Annotated in this window: 15 protein-coding genes; 11 read left to right on the forward strand and 4 right to left on the reverse strand. The window is 33.3% G+C overall.

Annotated elements, in window-relative coordinates; genetic code table 11:
* The 5 genes from ACFO3O_RS11975 to ACFO3O_RS11995 all read left to right on the forward strand — a co-directional run.
* Positions 1-201: hypothetical protein (locus ACFO3O_RS11975; RefSeq protein ID WP_379979081.1), on the forward strand; the 201-nt coding region annotated here is incomplete at its 5' end.
* Positions 202-462: 261 nt separating this feature from the next.
* Positions 463-951: a DinB family protein gene (locus ACFO3O_RS11980; protein WP_379979083.1), complete on the forward strand. Its 489-nt coding sequence runs from the start codon at positions 463-465 to the stop codon at positions 949-951.
* 642 nt (positions 952-1593) lie between these two features.
* The gene (locus tag ACFO3O_RS11985; RefSeq protein WP_379979085.1) at positions 1594-5310 is read left to right on the forward strand and encodes an RHS repeat domain-containing protein; all 3717 of its coding nucleotides are present in this window, start codon (positions 1594-1596) and stop codon (positions 5308-5310) included.
* A 15-nt stretch (positions 5311-5325) separates the two neighbouring features.
* Positions 5326-9585 carry a DUF6443 domain-containing protein gene (locus tag ACFO3O_RS11990; protein ID WP_379979087.1) on the forward strand — a complete coding sequence of 1420 codons (4260 nt, stop codon included), beginning with the start codon at positions 5326-5328 and terminating at the stop codon, positions 9583-9585.
* A gap of 13 nt (positions 9586-9598) precedes the next feature.
* Positions 9599-10222 carry a hypothetical protein gene (locus ACFO3O_RS11995; protein WP_379979089.1) on the forward strand — a complete coding sequence of 208 codons (624 nt, stop codon included), beginning with the start codon at positions 9599-9601 and terminating at the stop codon, positions 10220-10222.
* A 254-nt stretch (positions 10223-10476) separates the two neighbouring features.
* On the opposite strand, the gene ACFO3O_RS12000 is transcribed toward ACFO3O_RS11995, so the two are convergent.
* The 4 genes from ACFO3O_RS12000 to ACFO3O_RS12015 all read right to left on the reverse strand — a co-directional run bounded on the left by ACFO3O_RS12000 (position 10477) and on the right by ACFO3O_RS12015 (position 13619).
* On the reverse strand, positions 10477-10677 hold the full coding sequence (locus tag ACFO3O_RS12000; RefSeq protein ID WP_379979091.1) for a hypothetical protein: 201 nt from the start codon (positions 10675-10677) through the stop codon (positions 10477-10479).
* An 18-nt stretch (positions 10678-10695) separates the two neighbouring features.
* On the reverse strand, positions 10696-12147 hold the full coding sequence (gene ltrA, locus ACFO3O_RS12005) for a group II intron reverse transcriptase/maturase (RefSeq protein ID WP_379979093.1): 1452 nt from the start codon (positions 12145-12147) through the stop codon (positions 10696-10698).
* A gap of 580 nt (positions 12148-12727) precedes the next feature.
* Positions 12728-13054, reverse strand: coding sequence for a hypothetical protein (locus tag ACFO3O_RS12010; RefSeq protein ID WP_379979095.1), 327 nt, complete (start codon positions 13052-13054; stop codon positions 12728-12730).
* On the reverse strand, positions 13029-13619 hold the full coding sequence (locus ACFO3O_RS12015; RefSeq protein WP_379979097.1) for a hypothetical protein: 591 nt from the start codon (positions 13617-13619) through the stop codon (positions 13029-13031). Before ACFO3O_RS12015 ends, ACFO3O_RS12010 begins: the two co-directional genes overlap by 26 nt.
* A gap of 56 nt (positions 13620-13675) precedes the next feature.
* Between ACFO3O_RS12015 and ACFO3O_RS12020 the strand changes: the two genes are divergently transcribed.
* The 6 genes from ACFO3O_RS12020 to ACFO3O_RS12045 all read left to right on the forward strand — a co-directional run bounded on the left by ACFO3O_RS12020 (position 13676) and on the right by ACFO3O_RS12045 (position 21328).
* Positions 13676-14137: a hypothetical protein gene (locus tag ACFO3O_RS12020; RefSeq protein ID WP_379979099.1), complete on the forward strand. Its 462-nt coding sequence runs from the start codon at positions 13676-13678 to the stop codon at positions 14135-14137.
* Between the two features lie 66 nt (positions 14138-14203).
* Positions 14204-15259, forward strand: coding sequence for a tyrosine-type recombinase/integrase (locus tag ACFO3O_RS12025; RefSeq protein ID WP_379979101.1), 1056 nt, complete (start codon positions 14204-14206; stop codon positions 15257-15259).
* Positions 15246-16142, forward strand: a complete 897-nt coding sequence (locus ACFO3O_RS12030) for a tyrosine-type recombinase/integrase (RefSeq protein ID WP_379979103.1) — start codon at positions 15246-15248, stop codon at positions 16140-16142. Before ACFO3O_RS12025 ends, ACFO3O_RS12030 begins: the two co-directional genes overlap by 14 nt.
* A 287-nt stretch (positions 16143-16429) precedes the next feature.
* On the forward strand, positions 16430-17164 hold the full coding sequence (locus ACFO3O_RS12035; protein WP_379979105.1) for a GNAT family N-acetyltransferase: 735 nt from the start codon (positions 16430-16432) through the stop codon (positions 17162-17164).
* Between the two features lie 415 nt (positions 17165-17579).
* The gene (locus tag ACFO3O_RS12040; protein ID WP_379979107.1) at positions 17580-19637 is read left to right on the forward strand and encodes an ATP-dependent nuclease; all 2058 of its coding nucleotides are present in this window, start codon (positions 17580-17582) and stop codon (positions 19635-19637) included.
* Entirely contained in the window at positions 19628-21328 is a 1701-nt protein-coding gene (locus ACFO3O_RS12045; protein ID WP_379979109.1) for a UvrD-helicase domain-containing protein, read from the forward strand. The genes ACFO3O_RS12040 and ACFO3O_RS12045 overlap by 10 nt, the downstream gene beginning before the upstream one ends.
* Position 21329: the final 1 nt, after the last annotated feature.

Below are 21329 nucleotides of genomic sequence, written 5' to 3' on the forward strand. Positions count from 1 at the left end.
ATCAGAGGTGAAAACGGTAAAGTCATTCAACACTTAGCAAAGAATACTTTTGATTTAAGAGAGGGCACTTTCGAGGAAAAACCGTTATGGATTGTTTGGGAAAAAGAAGGTTATGAAATAAAGGCACATTTAAGGCATAAAAATAATAGAAGTGAAATAACTTTTAAGCTTATTACACAGCTTAAACTCACTAAAAACTGATTTAAAATATTCGTTTAAGTTTCATTCAATTTATATAATAAAGTTAGTTATAATTAATCCTTCGACATCTTGTTGAAGTGGGGATACTACACCGTATAATATATGCTTATTGGCTTTATAGATAGATAATTAGGTATATACTATAGGCTATAAACCAATTTTAAAATCCAATAAATAGAACTATTCACCCATTTGATCTATAGTCATTGCACCACATTTTAAAAGGTCTTTTGGGTTTAGTTCTATGACTATAATAAAATTATGAATACAACAGTACAAGCGTATGCACAGCAATTAGAAGCTATAAATTACAAGTCTCTATGGTTAGGGGCTAATGTTATGGATAAAATAGAGGGTATATCAAACCATACAGCCTTTACACGCCCTATACCTGAACTTCATAGTGTTGCTGAGATTATAGGACATCTAATAGCTTTGAATATAGATGTGATTAATAAGATCAAAGGCTATCTATCCTTGCAACAAGTCTATCAGCCTGATCATTGGCGTTCTAATCAGGAACTTAAAACCATTGGTTGGAAACAATTAAAAGAAGACTATGAAAAAAGTATTTTATCATTAATTATACTTCTTAAAGATAAAGATGATTCTTTTCTTGAAAAAACATACACAGAAGATAACCATAAGAGTCGTTACCCTTTTGAGTATGCCTTAGAAGGTATTATACATCACATTTTATATCACTTAGGACAAATAGGTATTATCATAAAACTTCTTATTAGAAAATAACCATATATCTAATTACTAAAGTAACAAGCAACCCGTAATTAAGTATTCGACCATACTTAATTACCCATCTTTTTTATGCTAATAAGGAAATACTAATATTTTTGAAAGTTCCCTAATTAGATCAGTCACTTCACTCATTTACGTGATATCACAGTCGATTTAGGTCTATATTTGAACTTTCCTGAATTTTAAACACCCCTTTTAATTTGAATATTAATTTAAAACCACAAATGAAAAATGATTAAGAATGTAAAGTTATGGAGGGCTAGAATATTTCTAGTGCTCAGCTGGGTTAATTGATGATACCTCTTTTTAAAATAAATAGTTAACAAAAAATTAGCATGAGGTAAAAATTTCACATAGAGCATATTAAGTAAAATTGGCATGCAGTTTTTAGTAATTTCAGTGACAAATATTAATTTACAAGTACTATTTATCTACTTTTGAAGTTATAAAATTGAAGAAGAGTATTGACATTAACCATCAACTATCACTTCGTTTTAACCTATCAAACGCACCACACCCCCTTTATTGAAAAGCACAGATATATCTGTGGCATTAATTCTACGTCTTTTTTGATGTATGAAAATAAGCTACATATGTAACTATGTCACATTGTTTAACTAAACTAGTTCAATCATTATGATTAAAAAATCATGTTATTTATCTATCTTTTGCATCCTTGCATTAGGTTTTAATTCTTTACAAGCCCAAGAGACAGCTTCACAAGCCGAATTTGATTATGAAGCGGAACTTAATCGTTCTGTTCCAATTCCTAACTCTCCTGAGGCAGAAGCCTTCACTCAGTATGGCAATACACCTGTCAACATGTATGCAGGAACTCCAGAAATAGGCATTCCTATCTATACCCATCAAGGAAGAGAACTTCATCTTCCTGTAAACTTAAGCTATGATGCTTCAGGAATTAAAGTGGAGCAATTAGCCACAAGTGCTGGGCTTGGGTGGAATTTAGCAGTAGGAGGGCGTATCTCTCGTGTTACTAATGGACTACCAGATGACTACATTACTGCGGGAGTTACCCCATACCTAAGCTTTTGGAACAATGATGTTCAAAATAAAATGATAGTCTATAAAAATGAAAGCACCCTTTTTGCTAATCAACAAGGAGTAGTTGATTACTTTGATTTTATGAATAGCATCAATATTAATGAATATGATACGCAACCTGACTACTATAGTCTTAATGCCATTGGAATTAACGATTATATTGCTTTTGATGTAAATACACGTCAGGCATATGCACTTAATAACCCTCATATAGAAGTAACATTTACCACTACTGCGGCGGGGGCCAATGGTATGCGCAGTATTATGGGATGGACAGTAATAGGTGCTGACGGGACAAAATATTACTTTGAAGCTGCCGAGGTTACTGACTACGATGGGAATGATACACGTATATTTGATGTATATAAAACCTATAATTCCTCTTGGGTACTTACAAAAGTTGAATCCGCTAATAGAAGAGATATCTATATATTTAATTATACAAAATTAGCACCATGGGCTCAAAACTTTAGTGTCTCTGGCTATTCTTCGTATACCTACACCATAGATGAAAATACACCTGCAAATGTTCCTTCGCCTCCTTTTGTAACCAGTTTTGTTCCTAGCATTAAAATAGAGCAACAACGATTAGATAACATCACTCATAATGGGAAAGAAATTGTATCTATTTCGTATCAAAACAGATATGATATAGGTGCATCAGATGCTATTGATAAAATCATTATCAAAGATGGTGCAACACAAGAATATAAAATCTATGATTTTCTCACTTCGTATTTTGGAATTAATGATAGTCAATCTCCTGTGGGACAACAAGCAGCTGATATTCGTTTAAAATTAAATGGTATTGATATTCGTTCCAACACCAATGATCTATATCAAAAATATCGTTTTGAATATTTTTCTCCAGACCAAGTGCCTTCTGTTGGAAGTAAATCCCAAGATTATATGGGGTATTTTAATGGTAAATCCAATTCTGTACTTTTTCCAGAAGTAACTGTAGGGCAACATACCTTTGGAGGTGCTGATCGTTCTATCAACTTTTCTAATGCTATTAAAGGTACCCTCTCTAGAATTTATTATCCCACGGGAGGGTATACTGATTTTGAGTTTGAATCGCATACGACTCCTGCCAACCAATCAGACTTAAATGAAACTACACATACGCAGTACTATGCCAATCAGTCATTACTAGGTTATATTGACAATAATGTCTCATGTACAGATCCTGATTCTTTTTGTGAATGTGGCAGTGGATGGTGTAACGATGAATATGGTCCAGGACGAAGCCCTAATTTTTCAAATACAACCTTCGATATTCAAGAAGCTGGAAATTACACGTTAAAATATTTTGAAACCATTTCTAGTAGTGGGAATGTACCATCGGGAGGTACAGGCATAAGGGCTTATGCTTTTAAAGTGTCTAATGCCACAAGTTGTGGCCCAAATCCTATTCTTGATATCGATCAAATTCTAAATCCAAATGGAAATGGAGAACTATTAATCAATAATGCAGATGTGATTTTTAGTAAATACGCGGATCAATCTCAACTCGATATTGATGATGAGATGAGTGTTTTTTTAACCCCTGGATGTTATCAGATTTTACTTGTGAACCCAAATAACCAAATCACACAATTTATGCAGGTAAGCCGAATTGAAACTACCATTGATAGCCCTGCTGAATTAGCCGATGTTCAGCGGGCAGGTATTCGTATTAAAACCATTAAGGATTATACAGCTACTAATACATTAGCTACTGAAAAAGAATACCTCTATAAAGTTGATAAAATCACGAATGGTAATTCTTCAGGAAATATCATTTTTAATCCTCAGTTTTATACTATCAACAATGGTGTAAGCCTTTCAGGTATAGACGAAGGTTGTCAAATCATTGATGCCATTTCCATTACTGTAACAGGAAGCTCTAGTGGTGGAAGTCAGCCTCATGTTGCTTATTCGCGTGTTTATGAAATTCTAAAAAAAGGAACATCTGTAGAAGATAATGGAGGGTATACAAGACATGATTTTTATATCGATCAAAATACAGGCTTACACTCTTCGGGAGTTCCACCAAATGTAAGTTCGTATAAACCTCAATTAGCGGTAGGCAAACAGACACGAAATACCGTATTTGACGCTTTGGACATTGCTGTTCAGGAAGTAGTGTCCGAATATGCCACAAGTTCAAATGCGTATCAATATTTTGGAAGTTTTGGACTTTACGTTGTAAACAAACCCGAGAAGAATTTTGATTTACTAGTTTCTAAACCATATTTAAGCGGATATACCTATGATTTTTCTCAAAAAGACTATGGAGTCTATAGTACAGGAGGTGGTGGCGGTGGAGATGCTGAAGGAGCCTGCGCCTATGTATACCCTGATGTTACTCAATTAGGTTGGAATCTACATATTACAAGTTATGTACCTTCTTTTGAACTTAGATCATCTGCCGTGCAAGGTTTTGTAGGTGGAATGATACACCAAGAATCGACTCAGTTCTTTGGAAATGGATCAGATAATAAACAATTACAGACAACACAAGATTATGAATATGATGATACCATCGGTCATTTAGTTAGAAGAAAAATTTCAACATTGGAGACAGATGAGCAAGTGACTCAGGAGTATGTGTATTCTTTAGAACTTAATGATCCTGTGTATTTACAAATGCAAACGCGTAATCAATTGCAAATGCCAGTAGAAGTTACAACCACTGCAAATGATGCGAAAAGCAAAAGAAAAAGTAATTATAGGGCTATAGGGAATGGATTTTATCCCACCTCTATCGAAATTACAAATGATCTGATCAATCCCTCAACAGGAGCTACATCGAATCATCCAGATGAGAAGCGCATTTATTTTGAGTATTACAGTGATGGGAATATCAAAATGTCCTATCAATTAGACATCTCAAGTGGCAGTACGCCTACTGCTACAGAACAGGTTAATAAAATTGCGTATGTCTGGGGATATGATAACAGATATCCTATTGCCAAAGTGGTAAATGCATCACATTCAGAAATTGCTTCATATGTATCGTCACTAGTCACATTAGCACAAGCAGATAATGATCGAACAATAGGCAATCTTGGAAATGAAGGTGCGCTACGTCAGGCGCTTGATGGTATGCGAAACGATCCAGCCCTCTTTCATACACAAATAACCACCTATACCTATGATCCTCTTATCGGGATTACTTCTATGACAGACCCTAGAGGATACACCATGTATTATGATTACGATACCTTATATAGATTTAAGTATGTTAAAGATGCTGATGGGAATATCTTAAGTGAGAATGAGTATAACTACAGATACAATAACTAATATCCAATAGTAAAGATGAAAAAATTAATAGCATTTATTATGTTGCTTTTTCCAGTGTTAGGTATTGGACAGACAACAACAGAAAATTACGTAAAAACGACCTCCTATCAGGTTGCCACACAAACGGGAAGTGTTTCAGAGGATCATAAAATAGAGAATATCTCTTATTATGATGGACTCGGAAGAGCCAAACAAAGCGTATCTGCAAAAGCTGGAGGCGATAAGCAGAATATTGTACAATTGGTCACTTATGATTCTTTAGGAAGAACCAATAAACAATATTTACCCTTTGCTACAAGTGCAGAAATTCCGAATCCTTTAGATTTTACAAATCAAGGGACATTACAAAGTAATATTGAAGCTTTCTACAATACTGCTAAGTATGAAAATACGCTAAATCCCTATAGTGAAACACTCATAGAAAACGCTCCACTTAACAGACCTTTACGACAAGGAGCCCCTGGGAATAGTTGGAAAATTCAAAAGGATAATTTTGCAGATCATACGATTCATTATGTCTATACATCTAATACGGTGAGTGATGGAAATACTCAAGGAGATGATGTATTGGATTTTGAAGTGGTCTTTAGTGGTACTGATATTACCCTGCCATCATTACAATTGGTCGGTTTGCATCCAGCCAATAATTTATCAAGAACCATTACTCAAGATGAAAATTTTGAGCAGTTACTTGATCCTTCAGGACCAACAAATCCTTCCGATGCGCCTTTACAAGCGTATCAAATTATAGAAACTGGAGCTCATGCTAGTGAAGAATTTGTGAATAAAAAAGGACAGACGGTTTTAAAACGTACCTACAATAATGATGTAGTCCATGACACTTATTATGTATATGACGATTTTGGAAATTTAACATTTGTACTCTCTCCAGAGGCAAGTGCTCAAATTGTAAGTGGAACGACTTTAGTAGCCAATGCTCAGGACATACTAAACAGACTTGCATATCAATATAAATATGATTATCGCAATCGTCTGATTGAAAAGAAGGTGCCTGCCAAGGGTTGGGAATATATATTGTATGATAAGTTAGATCGCCCAGTTCTTACTCAGGATGCCAATCTTCGACAAAACAATGAATATCTTTTTACCAAATACGATGATTTTAATAGAGTTGTGTATACGGGTATTTACACCTCTGGATCTTCAAGACAAACCATACAAAATCAAATTGATGCCCAAACAGAATTTAATGAAGATGTAACTATCAATAGTAATTCATTTAATGGAAATACACTTTATTACACCAATCAGGTATTTCCTATCAATAGCATCTCAGTGCTTACTATTAATTATTATGATACCTATAAAGATTTGGGTAGTTATAGCTTGCCTACAACTGCTTATGGACAGACGATAACCAATGCTACAAAAGGACTTCCTACCGTATCAAAAGTACGTGTATTAGCAACCAGTAATTGGATAACCACCGCTACAGGTTATGACGTAAAAGCACGTCCTATATTCTCTTATAGTGAAAACACCTATTTAGGAACCACAGACACCTCTGAATCATTACTAGATTTTACAGGAAAAGTACTAGAGAGCAGAACGACACACCAAAAAACGGGTCATCAGGCAGTAGTCACTAAAGACTACTTTACCTATGATCATCAAAATAGACTCATTACGCAGATGCAACAAATAGATGATGAACCTTTGCAACTCATCGCTAGTAATACCTATGATAACTTAGGACAATTGGAATCTAAACGTGTGGGAGGACAACTTTTTGAAGTAGGTTATACCGATTTAGTCAACGTTGTTGTTTCAGATGATGGCCATTTGATTACAAAACTAGATGATCCAAATTTACCTGATGCATACAATGCTGGTCTTGCTACTATTGGAAAATTAGAAGGAGACGGAGGTATTTCATTTTCTGTAGAATCCATAGGTTCCGAATTAAGAGTAGGATTCAATGATATTAATACAGAAGAAGGAGTGTATGATATTAATTACTTTTACAGATTTCTAACTACTTTGGTGAATGGCAAGTATAAGTATATTATTTATAAACGTCCTCTAGCTGGAGGAGGTGCGCAATCACTCTACACTGGCTACTATGATATAGTTAGTAATGATTTTAAAATTGAAAGAGATGGTGATACATTATATTTCATACAAAATGGAGCTGTAGTAACTTCTACCTTATTGGAAGACCCAAGTATTTCTCTTATTGGAGATATTAGCCTTAAAACACCAAACTCACAAATAAGCAGTCTTAATTTCTATGCAACAAATATTGATAAGAGTCTTCAAAAAGTAGATTATCAGTATAATGTTCGTGGATGGCTTACTGATATTAATGATATTAATAGTAATTCTGGAGAACGTGACCTTTTTAATTTTCATATTAATTATGATACTAAAGAGGGAATGACTTCTACAGGAAGTGTTACTCCTCTTTACAACGGAAACATCTCTCAAACCATTTGGAAATCTGCAAATTCAGATTCTCAAGTAAGAGCTTACGGATATGCGTATGATGATCTAAATAGAATTAATGGAGGTTTTAGTAGAAAAGGAATCAATTATAACACCGTAGATAGTTATACACTTTTTAATGTGAACTATGACAGAAACGGAAACATAGAAACCTTAAAACGAAATGGATATATACCTACAAGTCCAGGATATCAATTAATGGACGATCTTTCCTATGCTTACAATGGAAATCAATTGCTCAATGTGATTGAAGGGAGTACTTCAGGTATCAAGAAACAGGGATTCTATGATGGGAATACTTCTGCTACATTGGATGATTATGAGTATGATGTTAACGGAAATATGATTAAAGATCGTAATAAAGGGATTACGGATAATATTGAATATAATCACTTAAATCTACCTGTAACTGTTAGAATTAATACCGTTGATGCTCAAGGTGATACTCAGCAAGGGACAATTTCGTATATTTACGATGCCACGGGAATAAAACTTGCGAAAATAATGAATGATGAAGTTCAAAATAGTACAATCACGACTTACTATGCAGGAGGATATATCTATGAGAATAACAATAATAACGTTGAATCTTTAAAAATGTTCCCGCACCCTGAAGGCTATATAGAACCTGTATATGGTACTTCTAAGTCTATTGGAAAATTTAGCACACAAACGCAAACAGCAAGTTTTTCTAACTATCAATATGCGTTTAATTATACCGATCACTTAGGAAACGTGCGTCTTACGTATGCAGACAGTGACGGAGATGGGGCTATTGAAATAGGTACAGAAATCATCTCAGAAAAGCATTACTATCCATTTGGATTAAAACAAAAAGGATACAATGACGTGGTTTCTGGGAATGTAAATCACACTGCGGACAGGTTTAGCTTTCAAGGTCAAGAATTACAAGAGGATCTAGGGTTAGGGTGGTTACAATTTAAATGGCGAAATCATGACCCTGCAATTGGAAGGTTTTTTAATCTTGATCCACTAGCAGAAAAATTTGTTTATAATTCTCCATATGCATTCAGTGAAAATAAGGTTATAAGTCATTTTGAATTGGAAGGACTTGAAGCGGTTTTGGGTATAACATTGGGCAAAGATGTAAAGTATAGAGGAGATATCCTTGAGCAAGCTCATCCTGGAACTCAAAATATTAATATTCAATCAGGAGGTGTAAATAGTTTTGTGGATGCTTTTAGAACTGCGTCTGCTTCTGACCCAGAAGGAATTGCTTTTGTGGCTGTTTGGGGTCATGGTTATGCAGGAACAATATTTGGAGCTCAAGCTGACGCTTCAGTTAGTAATTCTGGGCTAAGTAAATTAAACGATGCAATAAAGAACGGAGAAGTGAATTTTACAGATAATGCATTAATTTATTTAGGAAATTGCAATTCGGCAACTTGCGCAAGTGATGACGTTAGATCATTTGCTGCGGAATTATCAAAAATAACAGGAGCTACTGTTATTGGGGGTAATGCTTCTGTTGGAGTTGGTAGGGAAGGTTCTCAAATAGAAAACGCTGAAAGTATGATTTATTGGATGTATAATCCTAATAAGGATAATTTTGTTTCCTTTAATGATGGAGTATCTACAAATCTAGGAGGTAGTATAGATGTTATACGATTACTTAACAGAACTATGAATCCACCTACATCAGTCGGTACAGTAACTAGAGAAGGGATAACACCATCTTCTACTCCTTTACCTACTGGAAATACACTTCAAGCTGATGCAAGTAGTGGACGAATAGATACAGGAGACTTTAATACAGAACCATTTAGACCTAGGATAGATAAACATTAAAAATTATTTTAGAATGAAAAAAATAATAATATATTTTTTAACAATATGCTTTTTTTCTTGTGTTCAAGATAAACAAGTGAAAACATTAGAAAGTAAGATAGATACCGTAGACATTCCTGTTGAAACAAAAAATGGTCAAAACCAATCAACTTTATTGAATGATAATATCAATTTACAGAGTGTAAAAAATCAAATAGATAATGCTACTACTACTTTTTTAAGTAAAGAAGATATTATTTTTTTCCCTGATCGAATTAAAAATAATTTTTATGGATATTATACTCTTATAAAAAATTCTGATAGTAACTATCCAACGAGAATAATTGGGAATATGATCGTTTATGATTCTATAAATCCATATACTTATGAGAAGAATACTGATCAATTTGTAGAAATTACTTTAAATGACAAAGGAGTATCACTTTTCAATAATAAGATAGAGGTAGGAGCTTCTTATTCAAAAATTATTGAAGAATTCGGAAGTAAATATCAAAATAAGGATAATACTTTAATTTTTACAAAAAATAATAAAATTGCTTTTTTTAAATTTAAAGACAGCTTAGTCTCAAAAATAAAAATTGGAGAATATAGAAAAGATATAGATGTTGAATTGATGCTTAAACATTTCAATTGGTAATGGGTGATGTCCCAAAATAGGTCATCGTTTGGGTAATGTCCCAAACTAGGTCATTGCTAAAGATGACAACTTAAATTATTGAAAAACAGTAGTTAGCCAAAAAGTTAATTACTGTTTTCTTCGTTCATTGATATGTTGGTAAAAAAGAAAATCGCTAAGAGGTCTTAAAATAAACATTCTTTAAATCGTCATATATCAAATTAGGTCATAGAAAAACACCAATCTCAAAAGAAAGGTGTTTAAAAAGTATTCAATTATTCCAGCCAAATATCTTTGGCTTTATTAAACCCGACCCATTTATGATCCTTATCATACCCACGAGCAGACAAGCTGTAGCGAATGAGTTTTTCAAGAGGGATGTCATAGGCAAGGATGTCGGGTAACCGAGGCGGATTACTCCGCCTAAGTCCCCTAAGAACCGTACGTGATAGTTTCCCATCATACGGCTCAAGCACCTATAAGGCAAGAACTGTTTACTTTCTCACCCGCCTACCTTTACGAGTTTTAAAATAGTCATCCCATTGCTCATCAAATGGATTAGCTCCATGTCTAATTTTGATAAAGCGTTTAATGGGGATTTTATCCAAACGTAAGAGATGCACAGGTTTGTCTCCTCTATAGGCAGTAAATACCCAATTTCGATTTCCGATAGATTTCCAATATTTATTTTTAATCCATCGGCGAGACTTATTACCGTGTTTTCTCTTTGCCCATCGCCATAGGGCTTGGAAAATATCGTGATCCATTTTAGAGAATATTGCCTTAGAGACTACATGTCTATGATAATTTCCCCATCCTCTTTTCAGAGCATTGAGGTAAAGTATCACTTCATAAGTAGAAAGGCTTCCTGATTTTCTAATAAAATGATGGACTTTTTGCTTGAAATTCTTGATGGATTTCTTACTAGGTTTAATTAGTAATTTTCCATTGTATTTTCTAACATTTTGTCCAAGAAAATCAAAGCCTTGATCGATATGGGTAATTTTAGTTTTCTCTACTTGTAATGAGAGCCCTCTTGGTTTTAGAAATTCTTCTATTGCTGGTCGTACCACATTTTGTAGTACTTCCTTATTAGCGGCAGAAACAATAAAGTCATCTGCATATCGAACAAAACTAATTTGTAATTTTTGTCCAACACTATTTCTATTTCCAATCGGAGTTCTCCAGACTCCACAAGCGTCATAGATATATTTTTCCAATCCATCTAAAGTAAGATTTGCCAGTGTAGGAGATATAATTCCTCCTTGTGGTGTTCCTTTTTCAGTATGTTTAAAAAAACCGTGTTCTATAATTCCTGCTTTTAACCACTGTGATAAAATATATTTATCTATTGGAATATTATTCAAAAGCCAGTTATGGTTAATATTATCAAAGCACCCTTTAATATCAGCTTCCAGAATCCATTTAGCGCAGTATCTGTTTCCAAATACTACAAAACATTGCTCTATGGCATCTGCACAACATCTTTTAGGTCGAAACCCATAAGAATTTAAGTCGGCAGTTGTTTCTGCTATAGGTTCTAATGTTAGAAGTAGCAATGCTTGCATTGCTCTATCTTTCATTGTTGGAATACCTAAGGGTCTTTGTTTACCATTAGCTTTAGGAATGTATACTCTTCGCAGTGGTTTAGCTTTATATCCTTTTCTATTCAGGGATAAAGCCCCTTTGAGTTTTTGAGTAGGATATGACCAAACTTCCTTATCGACTCCAGGAGTATTTCTCCCTTTATTACTCGTTACTCTTTTTACCGCCAATAATTTGGCATAATAAGAGTTTTGCAGAATCCATTGTAAAGATTTTACTTTACGATGTTGTCCTGCTTTGGTAGCCTTTACGATACGCATTTGTAATAACCTTACCTTATACTCAACGTGATTCCAGTCTATGGAATTCCAGTATCCTCTAAGTTCAGACGCATGTTTCATAATATAAAACTCTAATTTGCTTTCTGATTATTAAGTTTCCTTACAAATTTCTCGTAATCAAGTACCAGATGAAAGTCAGCTTGCTTTCGCAACAAAACAATAGTTTCTATCCAGTTCATTACAAACTGGCATTCGCTTTTTTCATCATCCTTTACCCACAGGATTATCAGTTTTCCTTACGGATTACTTTCTTTGCTGGCAGACAAAGAATCCTATGGGCTTACCTAGTTTCTCTTACCACACAGAATAGGTTAGAATCTACCTGTCAACCGAGGACGTTATAGTTACGTCGGTTACCGCTTCACTAACCGAACTTATCCCATACCATTTTGGTTAAAGCCTATCAGTATCTTTGGCTTATCATTTTTAACGATTTTTTACAGTAGTTCACATTCTGTTATTCATACTATTCGTTCCTAGCAACCTTATCGTTTGATACTAACAATAGTGAGATTCTCTCACGAGAATTTCTAAGTCGCATTGCCTCCCGAGCTTTACACCTAATCGTTACCAACTACGCATATCAGGATAGGAAACTTGTGGTAACACACAAGGTTAAATCAACTGAAAATTCCAGCGTTTAACAGTGCAATAAGAGACTTTCTAGTCGCACAAAGCGTAATAACTCTCCATTTGCTGTAGAGAACATTCCTTGGAGTTCTTCCCAAAACCATAATGAATTACGATCTGTAAAGATTTCAGCAATCCTATCATAGGAAAGGGAAGTGTAACTATCAGGCAATACTTCAAAAGCTTGTCCGCTAACAATGGGGTAAATTTTTGGTATTACCGCATAATCATGAATAATACTTTCTACAACTCCGTACTCTTTGTGAGTAGTACGATGTTCAAAGTTGAGCCATAGAGCATGATCGATGGCTTTACTTTTTTGTTGGTGTCGTATCATCTTTCTTACCTTTTTCTGGTGTTCCTTTTTTGAGGGTAATCGTTTTGACAGGTGCTTTCTTTTCAGTTTTTGTTGCATCATCTTTAGTATCAGAAGTCTTTTTCACTTCCTCTACTCCATCCTTTGGATCTTCCTTTTTAATAGGAGTTCCATTGAGTGAAATGATATCTTCACGAGACGACAAACCTTCTGCTGCTTTTTTACGAATGAGACGTTGACTATTAAAGAGTGGTCTACATTTAATATTAAAGGCAGTATAGTTCAGCGCATCTTTTGGATTCTCCATACTACCGGCATAGATGGTATAGAGTTCATCATTGGTAAGTGAGTGATCTTTGGCATCCATAATAATATTTAATGCTCGTGTGGCCACATCGTTTAATGAACCTGTCGTTTCAGAGGTATTAAAGCCTAGTGCTTCAATCTTTTCTTTCTGCTCTTTATTGGCATATTTCAAAAAGATTTCTGCTTCTTTTCGATAGCTTTTGAGACGATCTGAAATTTCATTTTTGGCTGTTTTAGCCTCAGTAATTTGTTTGTCAGCTTCTGCGGTACGTATTATCAATCCCTATGCAGAGCATTTGATATTGCCGAAATCAGTTTTTAAACCAAGACGAAGCAATGCACATTACTTGCAATTCATTGAAGCTGTTACTTTCTATTGCCAACAAAAGAGAATCACAATTTGATGTGCATACAGGAGAAGAATATATAGAAACAAGTTTAGAAGATATTAAAATAGCAAACGCTCTTATCAAAGATACTTTGCTTCGTAAGTCTGACTCACTCAATGGAGCAACAAGAAATTATCTCGAAAATCTTAAAACTCATTTGAGCAAAAAACAGAATACGGTATTTACCAATCAAGAAATCAGAAGGGAATTACGGATTAAGGAATCAACCTTGAGACGCTATAATCAGTTACTCTTACAAGAAGGGTATATCAAACGTAGAACGGATATTCAAAAGGAATCCTTTTGTTATGAAATCATCGATGTAGATGAGTTTCGCCATTTAGAAACAACCATCGATATGGCGCTAAATATGTGTATCGAAAAGTTGCAAAAAGTGGTAAAAGTATAAATGCCTGCCCGTGCTACGGGTCGCTAGTTCGCCAGTGGTTCGCCACTGGTATAATGGCGAGGCTAAATGTTTGATAAACAAAAGAGAACAAGAGGTTCGCCACTGAAACTAAAAAATGTAAAAGGGTATAGAAGTTTATACACTCCTGCCTACCGACAGGCAGGTTCGCGAAAGCAAACTATGAAAAAACTACAACTTAAAAACGAGGTGTTTATACAACTCCTGGACTCATATACCAATTGGCTGGACGTACTTGGCTATGCTCCTACTACGGTCTATAATCTGCCAAATCATTTAAAAGAGTTCTTTCATTATTTAGAGAAACGAGGACATCGTAATCTTGACCTAGTAACGACTTTGCTTATCCAAGAATACTACACCCAATTATCAAAGCGGGGAAACCAAAGACGTGGCGGGGGATTATCAAAAGCCTTTTTAAATAAACACCAACAAGCCTTAAAGAAGTTCTTAGTCTATTTAAAAGAACATAATGCTAATATCAAATTTGGTGTACATCTCAAAGGAGAGAAAGTATCGTATCAGAATACGGATAAGGTGATACTTACCCAAGACGAAATCAAACGACTCTTTAAAGCCTGTGATTACTCACATATGAGTGAACACTTTCAAATGAGAGACCGTGCCATATTGGTATTGTTATATAGTTGCGGACTCAGGCGAAATGAAGCAGTACATATCAATTGTGAAGATATCTTATTTGATAAAGGACGTATCTATGTACGTAAAGGCAAAAACTACAAAGAACGCTTTGTACCGATTAACACATATAATTTAAGTATCCTCCAAGACTATCTCTATGAAGGCAGACCAGAGTTTCAGAATAACTATCAAACCGATGCTTTTTTGATTTCACAGCGAGGTACACGTATCAATGATATGTCGATAGCTAACAGGCTCAAATATATTATTGATGCCAGCGAAGATGAAGATATACAAGCAAAGCATATTACCTTGCATACTTTACGTCATAGCATCGCCACGCATCTCATGCAAAACAAGGTACCTATGAAATCCATTAGTCAATTCCTCGGCCATTCAAGTCTTGAATCAACGCAGATATACACGCATTTGGTAAATATGAACGAACATGAAATCATTTGATACCTATCTCTATGAAAAGGCGTATGCCAAATCAACAATCAATACCTATTTGATTTGTTACGATAAGTTTATGAGTTGGTGTCAATCAAAAGACTATAACCCTTATACCATTGATTACAAAACATGTTTAACCTACGCAAAGAAAATACAACGCCCCATAGCAGGGAAGCGACCTTCAAAGAAAACCACCAAACTACGCATTGGAGCCTTAAAAGTATTCTTTAACTATCTGATAGAAGAAAACCACCGAGGCGATAACCCTATGGAGAATATGAATATCAGAGGAGCAAAACGAATGCTGAATCATAACCTCTTAGAATACGAAGAACTCGAAGATTTATTTTATAGCTTTCAAACACAGAATATAGAACTTCCCAATAGTCCGTCGGTAGCGATACGGGATAAAGTCATTACAGGACTTATGGTGTATCAAGGACTTTCGATTACGTCTATTAAGCATCTGAAAATACACCACGTAAATCTAGAGCGAGGGAATATCTATGTGCCAAGCACACGGAAAACCAACTATCGCAAGCTAGAAATCAAATCGCCACAGGTGCTTTCCTTAGCCCAGTATATACAAACGGATAGGGAAACCCTGCAAAATGCTATAGCGTGCCACACAGAGGCGTTTATACCGCAAAACTCGGATCGTTTCACCATTGCCTGTCAGTTGTTTAAAAAACTCCGCACCATTAACCTAAATATCAAAAACGCTCATCAGATACGAGCATCGGTTATTACGCATTGGTTAAAGCTTCACAACATACGAGAAGTGCAATATATGAGTGGGCATCGGTATATTTCTTCTACCGAACGATTTGTTCAAGATGATATTGAAAATCTACAAGAAATGATAGATAATTTGCATCCTATCAATTAATTACTATTGTATTTAAAAATAATATAACTTCCAAAAGTAGCTATCCATAATTTTAGGCATTCTTTTTTGCATTTACTAGAGAATAGATATATTAGATTTGTGTATAAATATATACATGAGGTATGGAGGATAGACTCTTTATATAATTAACTGTATTAATTAAAACTAGAATTAATGTTCAAAGATTTTACAAATAACTTAGACGCAAAATTTATTTTCAAGTTGAAAATTTAGATGGATATACTAGTTTAAATTTCTTTTATATTATTGATGCTTTTGGACGTGTAATGAGCGGTTATTCAGAATTTTATAATTGTTGGATTTATGAAGAAGCTGATAGATGGTGTGTTGGTTTTTGGATTAGCGGAAATTATTTTTTTAATAGCAAAAATTTAACAAAAGAGGATGTGAAAAACATCAAAGATAAAATTGATTTTAAGCAATTTAAAAAGGATGGGTTTCATTTTATAGGAAATACCCAACTTATTGACAAATTGTCTGATCATAATTCTAGTTTTACTCTTGAATCTTTTAAAGAAAGGTACTTCTATTCTCTTAAAGAGATTCATTTGAAAAGTAAGTTTTCTAAAGAAGTGAATTTAGCTAGTCAAGAAGATATTCAAGAGATTGCAACTCTTTACCAGCAATACTATCAAGAGGAGTACAATGGTAATAACAATAAAGAACTGACTAAAACTCTTGAGAATTTTGAAAGTCTACAATTACGAAAATTAATATATAGTTTAAAGGAAAATGATAAGGTTATTGGATTTTGCACTATAATGACATTTCTATCTCCAAAACCAAATATGATTGGAACAATATTTATAGATGTAAATTTTAGGAATAATGGAAATGGAAGACATTTATTGTCTTTTGTAGTTGGTGAAATCCTCAAACAAAATGATGAACTTTTTCTTATGACTACGAAAGAAAATATATCATTAAATAGAATGGTTGAAAGTATTGGGTTTAGAAAATGCTATGAACATTCAGATAGGATAATAAAGAATCACGAATAACAGCTATTGTAGGTTATACTCTCCCTTGATTGTCAGCTGCTTAAAAACTCAGTACCATTAACCTCAATATCAAAAACGCACATTAGACACGTGCATCATCGGTTATTACACATTGGTTAAAGTTTCACAACATACGTGAAGTGTAATATATGGTGGGGCATTGGTATATTTCTTCAACCGAAAGATTCCTATAACATGATATTGAAAATCTACAAGAAATGAGTGATAATTTACATTCTGTCAATTAATTACCATATCTTAGTAATCCCTTAAATTAAATGTATTAATCTAAACAAATCTCAATATTTATTGGGGGTTATTTGTTTATTCTCCTCTGATTACGGAAAACCGTAAGCAAAGTTCATTTAAATGAATTATGCTTGTTTATTAAATTACTAAACCAATAAAATAATCAATGTACATATCTAAAATTGATATAAATAATTTCAGGAATTTTAAAGAGAAAAGAATTGAGTTCAATGATGGTGTTAATGTTATAATTGGACATAATAATGCAGGTAAAACAAACTTAATTAAAGCATTGTCATTAGTAATTGATAATGAAAGACCAAAACGGCTTAATACAGACGATTTTAATAAGAATGTTACATTAGACGAATTAAAGGCAATTGCTCCTAAAATTAGTATCTCTGTTACAATTACAAAAGGGAGAGAAGAAACTCCTGACGATTTAGTAACAGTATCCAACTGGTTAACGAAGTTGGATAGCTCATATGAGGCATTGTTGACCTATGAGTTTTTTTTGCCAGAGAAGAAACAAGAAGAATATGTTAATACATTATCTGTATTAACTAATGAGACTCCAAATGCCTTAGAAAAGGCATGGAAGATAATAAAACATGAATTTATTAGATTTTATGGATATAAAATATGGGGCGGTAAAATAACAAACCAAACTACTGCTGATTCAGAATCATTACAAAAATTTGATTTTCAATTTTTAGATGCAATTAGAGATGTTGAAAGAGATATGCTAACTGGCAGAAATACATTACTAAGGGAGGTTTTTGATTTCTTTATGGACTATGAAATTAAAAAGGATGGAACAAAAACACTAGATGAAAAATATCAACAGATTAAAATTAAAAAAGAATTATTTTCAGAAAAGGCTAGTCTTTTAATTGAAGACTTGAGCTCAAGAATTAATAATGGGAAACAAGAAATTCTTTCTTATGCAACAAAAACAGGAGCATCATTTAATAAAGCAAAACCTGATTTTGAAGGAAGTATTTCTGAAAATGAAATGTATTCTGTATTAAAATTAATTGTTGAATATGAATCAGGTATTAAAATTCCTGCAACACATAATGGATTAGGGTATAATAATTTAATTTTTATGTCTCTATTACTAGCAAAAATGCAGGTAAATGCAGATGTAGATTATTTAGATAACAACGCTAAAGTCTTTACAACTTTGGCTATCGAAGAGCCAGAAGCTCATCTTCATCCAGCAATGCAATATAAATTTCTCAAATTTTTGAATGAGAATAAAAAAGAAAAAAAAGTGCGTCAAATATTTGTGACGACTCATTCAACTCACATAACCTCTGCGGTTTCTTTGGGTGAAATTATTTGCTTACATAATCAAAATGGAGAAACAAAAATAGGTTATCCCACAAAAGTATTCCCTGATGTGAAAAATAAAAAATATGTGCAACGCTTTTTAGATGCAACAAAATCAGACATGCTATTTGCTCAGAAAGTATTATTTGTTGAAGGTATCGCAGAACAACTTCTAATGTCAATCTTTGCAAATTATATTGGTAAGTCACTAGAAGATAATCATGTTGCTGTAATAAATATTGGAGGTCGTTATTTTAATCATTTTCTACACTTGTTTGATAGCGAAAAAGAAAATACAATTCCTAAACAAATTGTCTGTATAACTGATAGAGATCCAGAAAGAAAAGAAAAAACTAAAAGTAGTTTCAAGAAATGTTATCCTTATGAATATAATCAAGATTTGGTTGGCTTTGATTATCAAGTAAACCCAAGTGCTGATATCTACGCTAAAGGCACACACCAAAATATAACGTTCTTTAGTCCTGAAACTAATAAAGGAAAGACTTTAGAGTACGAATTATTAATGAGTAACCCTTCTTTAAAATTATTACTCACAGAATCTATTGATAATAAGGAAGAATTAAAAGATTTAATGTCAATATTCGAAACTGATGATTCTACTGTCCAAGATTTAATGGATAGACTGAGAGATAGTAGTGCCAATACAAGAATCAAAGATTCAATAAATATAAATACCACTTTTGATAGTGAAGAAAAGAAAAAATCTATAATTGCATCTAGATATTTAAACTCTGTTGGCAAAGGAGAAAACGCTCTTGAATTATCATTTGTTTTGTCTGAAAATCTTAGTAAAAAAGGAACAGATGATTTTATAGAATTTAATGTTCCTAAATATATTAAAAATGCAATAGAAGAGTTATGTCAGTAATTATTATAAACTCTGATTTTAAAATAGCTGATATTGAAAATAATTTTAAGGTTTCAGCTGGTCCTGGTGCAGGTAAAACTCATTGGTTAGTAAACCATATTAGGAACATACTACATTCTTCAAATAAGCTTTCGATAACTAGAAAAGTAGCTTGTATAACCTATACAAATACCGCTGTTGAAAATATATATAAACGTTTGGGGACTTCTTCTGCTCAGGTAGAAGTCTCTACTATCCATAGTTTTTTATATAAACACGTTGTAAAACCATATGTTTCATTTATAGCAGAACAATATAGTTTAGATATCAGTAAAATTGATGGGCATGATGATATTATACTTTCAAATTATAGTTTTTTAAATGATTGGAAGGCAAGAACTAGACAGCAAAGAATTAGAGATGATAGTGTAGTTATCAGTGCTTTTAAAAATTTAAGATGGAAAATAGAGGGAGATGATTTAGTAGTAAAAACCCCTTACCCATTTAAAATGGGTAATTATCCAATAAGAAATGATTCGTATTTAGAATACAAAACAATGACTTGGGAAAAAGGAATAATTCATCATGATGATGTTCTTTTTTTTAGCTACCAAATATTTAAACAAATTCCGTTTGTTGCAAAAATTTTACTAGCAAAGTTTCCTTATTTAGTTGTTGATGAATTTCAAGATTGTAATCCAATCCAAATTACAATATTTAAAGCTCTTGGATTAGAAGGAGTAATAACTGGAGTAATTGGTGATCCAATCCAATCCATTTATGGATTTCAAGGTGCAGATTATAGCCAGTTTCATTCTTTTACGTTACCTGAAATTAAGGAATATTACTTAAATGAAAATAGAAGAAGTAGTAATGAAATAGTAGGGCTTTTAAACTCAATTAGAACAGGTATAACACAAGTGCCCTTTCGAAATACTAATACTCAAAATCCCAAAATAATAGTTGGAGATATGTTATTTGCTTTGAGGAGAGCAAAAATGATTAGCGGAAATGAAAAAGTGAATACTCTTTCTAGAGTTAATATAACTTCCAATGCAATGAAAGCTGAGATTAGTGGAACTGGTTTGGATAGCAAACTATTAGGTAAATTAGTTGAATCAGACAAACCAAGTTCCTCCAATAAATATCGTAGTAAATTAATTACGTCGTGTATTAAATCCATTGCTTTTGCAAGAGAGAATAAGTTCAAAGATGCAATAAAGGAATTAGAAAAATTCTTTAATTATAAAGCGGATAAAATAAAAGGTAAACGTAGGGCATTAAAATATATTACTATTTTATTAAAATCATTTGAGGAATATAAGTCTAGTTCTTTAATAGAATTCTCTGAATTTGTGAGACTAAATCTTGAACCTAGTATGACAAAAGTTAGCAGAGGTGCTGTCAAGGTATTTTATGAAAATCATACTTTTAATCAATTACTATTATGTGTATCAATACCAGAAGACTTGAGTTTGCATAAAACAATACATAAATCAAAAGGGGATGAATTTAAGAATGTTTTATTAGTTCTTGAAAAAGAAGATGATATAGATCTTTTTATTAATCCTGATTTAGAACAAAATGAAGAACACAGAGTAAACTATGTAGCCATAAGTAGGGCCGAAAACAAACTTTTTATATCTGTTCCTGTGTTAAGTAAAAATAATCAAGAGATGTTGAATACTTTATTTGATATTGAAATACTTTAAA

It is taken from the genome of Dokdonia ponticola (assembly GCF_042653865.1).
In the GTDB taxonomy this organism is placed as follows: domain Bacteria; phylum Bacteroidota; class Bacteroidia; order Flavobacteriales; family Flavobacteriaceae; genus Dokdonia; species Dokdonia ponticola.

What these genes read in the sequence shown, in the direction of transcription:
- ACFO3O_RS11980 (WP_379979083.1), top strand. Translation starts at nt 463, where the DNA reads ATGAATACAACAGTACAAGCGTATGCACAGCAATTAGAAGCTATAAAT.
- ACFO3O_RS11985 (WP_379979085.1), top strand. Translation starts at nt 1,594, where the DNA reads ATGATTAAAAAATCATGTTATTTATCTATCTTTTGCATCCTTGCATTA.
- ACFO3O_RS11990 (WP_379979087.1), top strand. Translation starts at nt 5,326, where the DNA reads ATGAAAAAATTAATAGCATTTATTATGTTGCTTTTTCCAGTGTTAGGT.
- ACFO3O_RS11995 (WP_379979089.1), top strand. Translation starts at nt 9,599, where the DNA reads ATGAAAAAAATAATAATATATTTTTTAACAATATGCTTTTTTTCTTGT.
- ltrA (WP_379979093.1), bottom strand. Translation starts at nt 12,147, where the DNA reads ATGAAACATGCGTCTGAACTTAGAGGATACTGGAATTCCATAGACTGG.
- ACFO3O_RS12010 (WP_379979095.1), bottom strand. Translation starts at nt 13,054, where the DNA reads ATGATACGACACCAACAAAAAAGTAAAGCCATCGATCATGCTCTATGG.
- ACFO3O_RS12020 (WP_379979099.1), top strand. Translation starts at nt 13,676, where the DNA reads ATGCACATTACTTGCAATTCATTGAAGCTGTTACTTTCTATTGCCAAC.
- ACFO3O_RS12025 (WP_379979101.1), top strand. Translation starts at nt 14,204, where the DNA reads ATGTTTGATAAACAAAAGAGAACAAGAGGTTCGCCACTGAAACTAAAA.
- ACFO3O_RS12030 (WP_379979103.1), top strand. Translation starts at nt 15,246, where the DNA reads ATGAAATCATTTGATACCTATCTCTATGAAAAGGCGTATGCCAAATCA.
- ACFO3O_RS12035 (WP_379979105.1), top strand. Translation starts at nt 16,430, where the DNA reads ATGAGCGGTTATTCAGAATTTTATAATTGTTGGATTTATGAAGAAGCT.
- ACFO3O_RS12040 (WP_379979107.1), top strand. Translation starts at nt 17,580, where the DNA reads ATGTACATATCTAAAATTGATATAAATAATTTCAGGAATTTTAAAGAG.
- ACFO3O_RS12045 (WP_379979109.1), top strand. Translation starts at nt 19,628, where the DNA reads ATGTCAGTAATTATTATAAACTCTGATTTTAAAATAGCTGATATTGAA.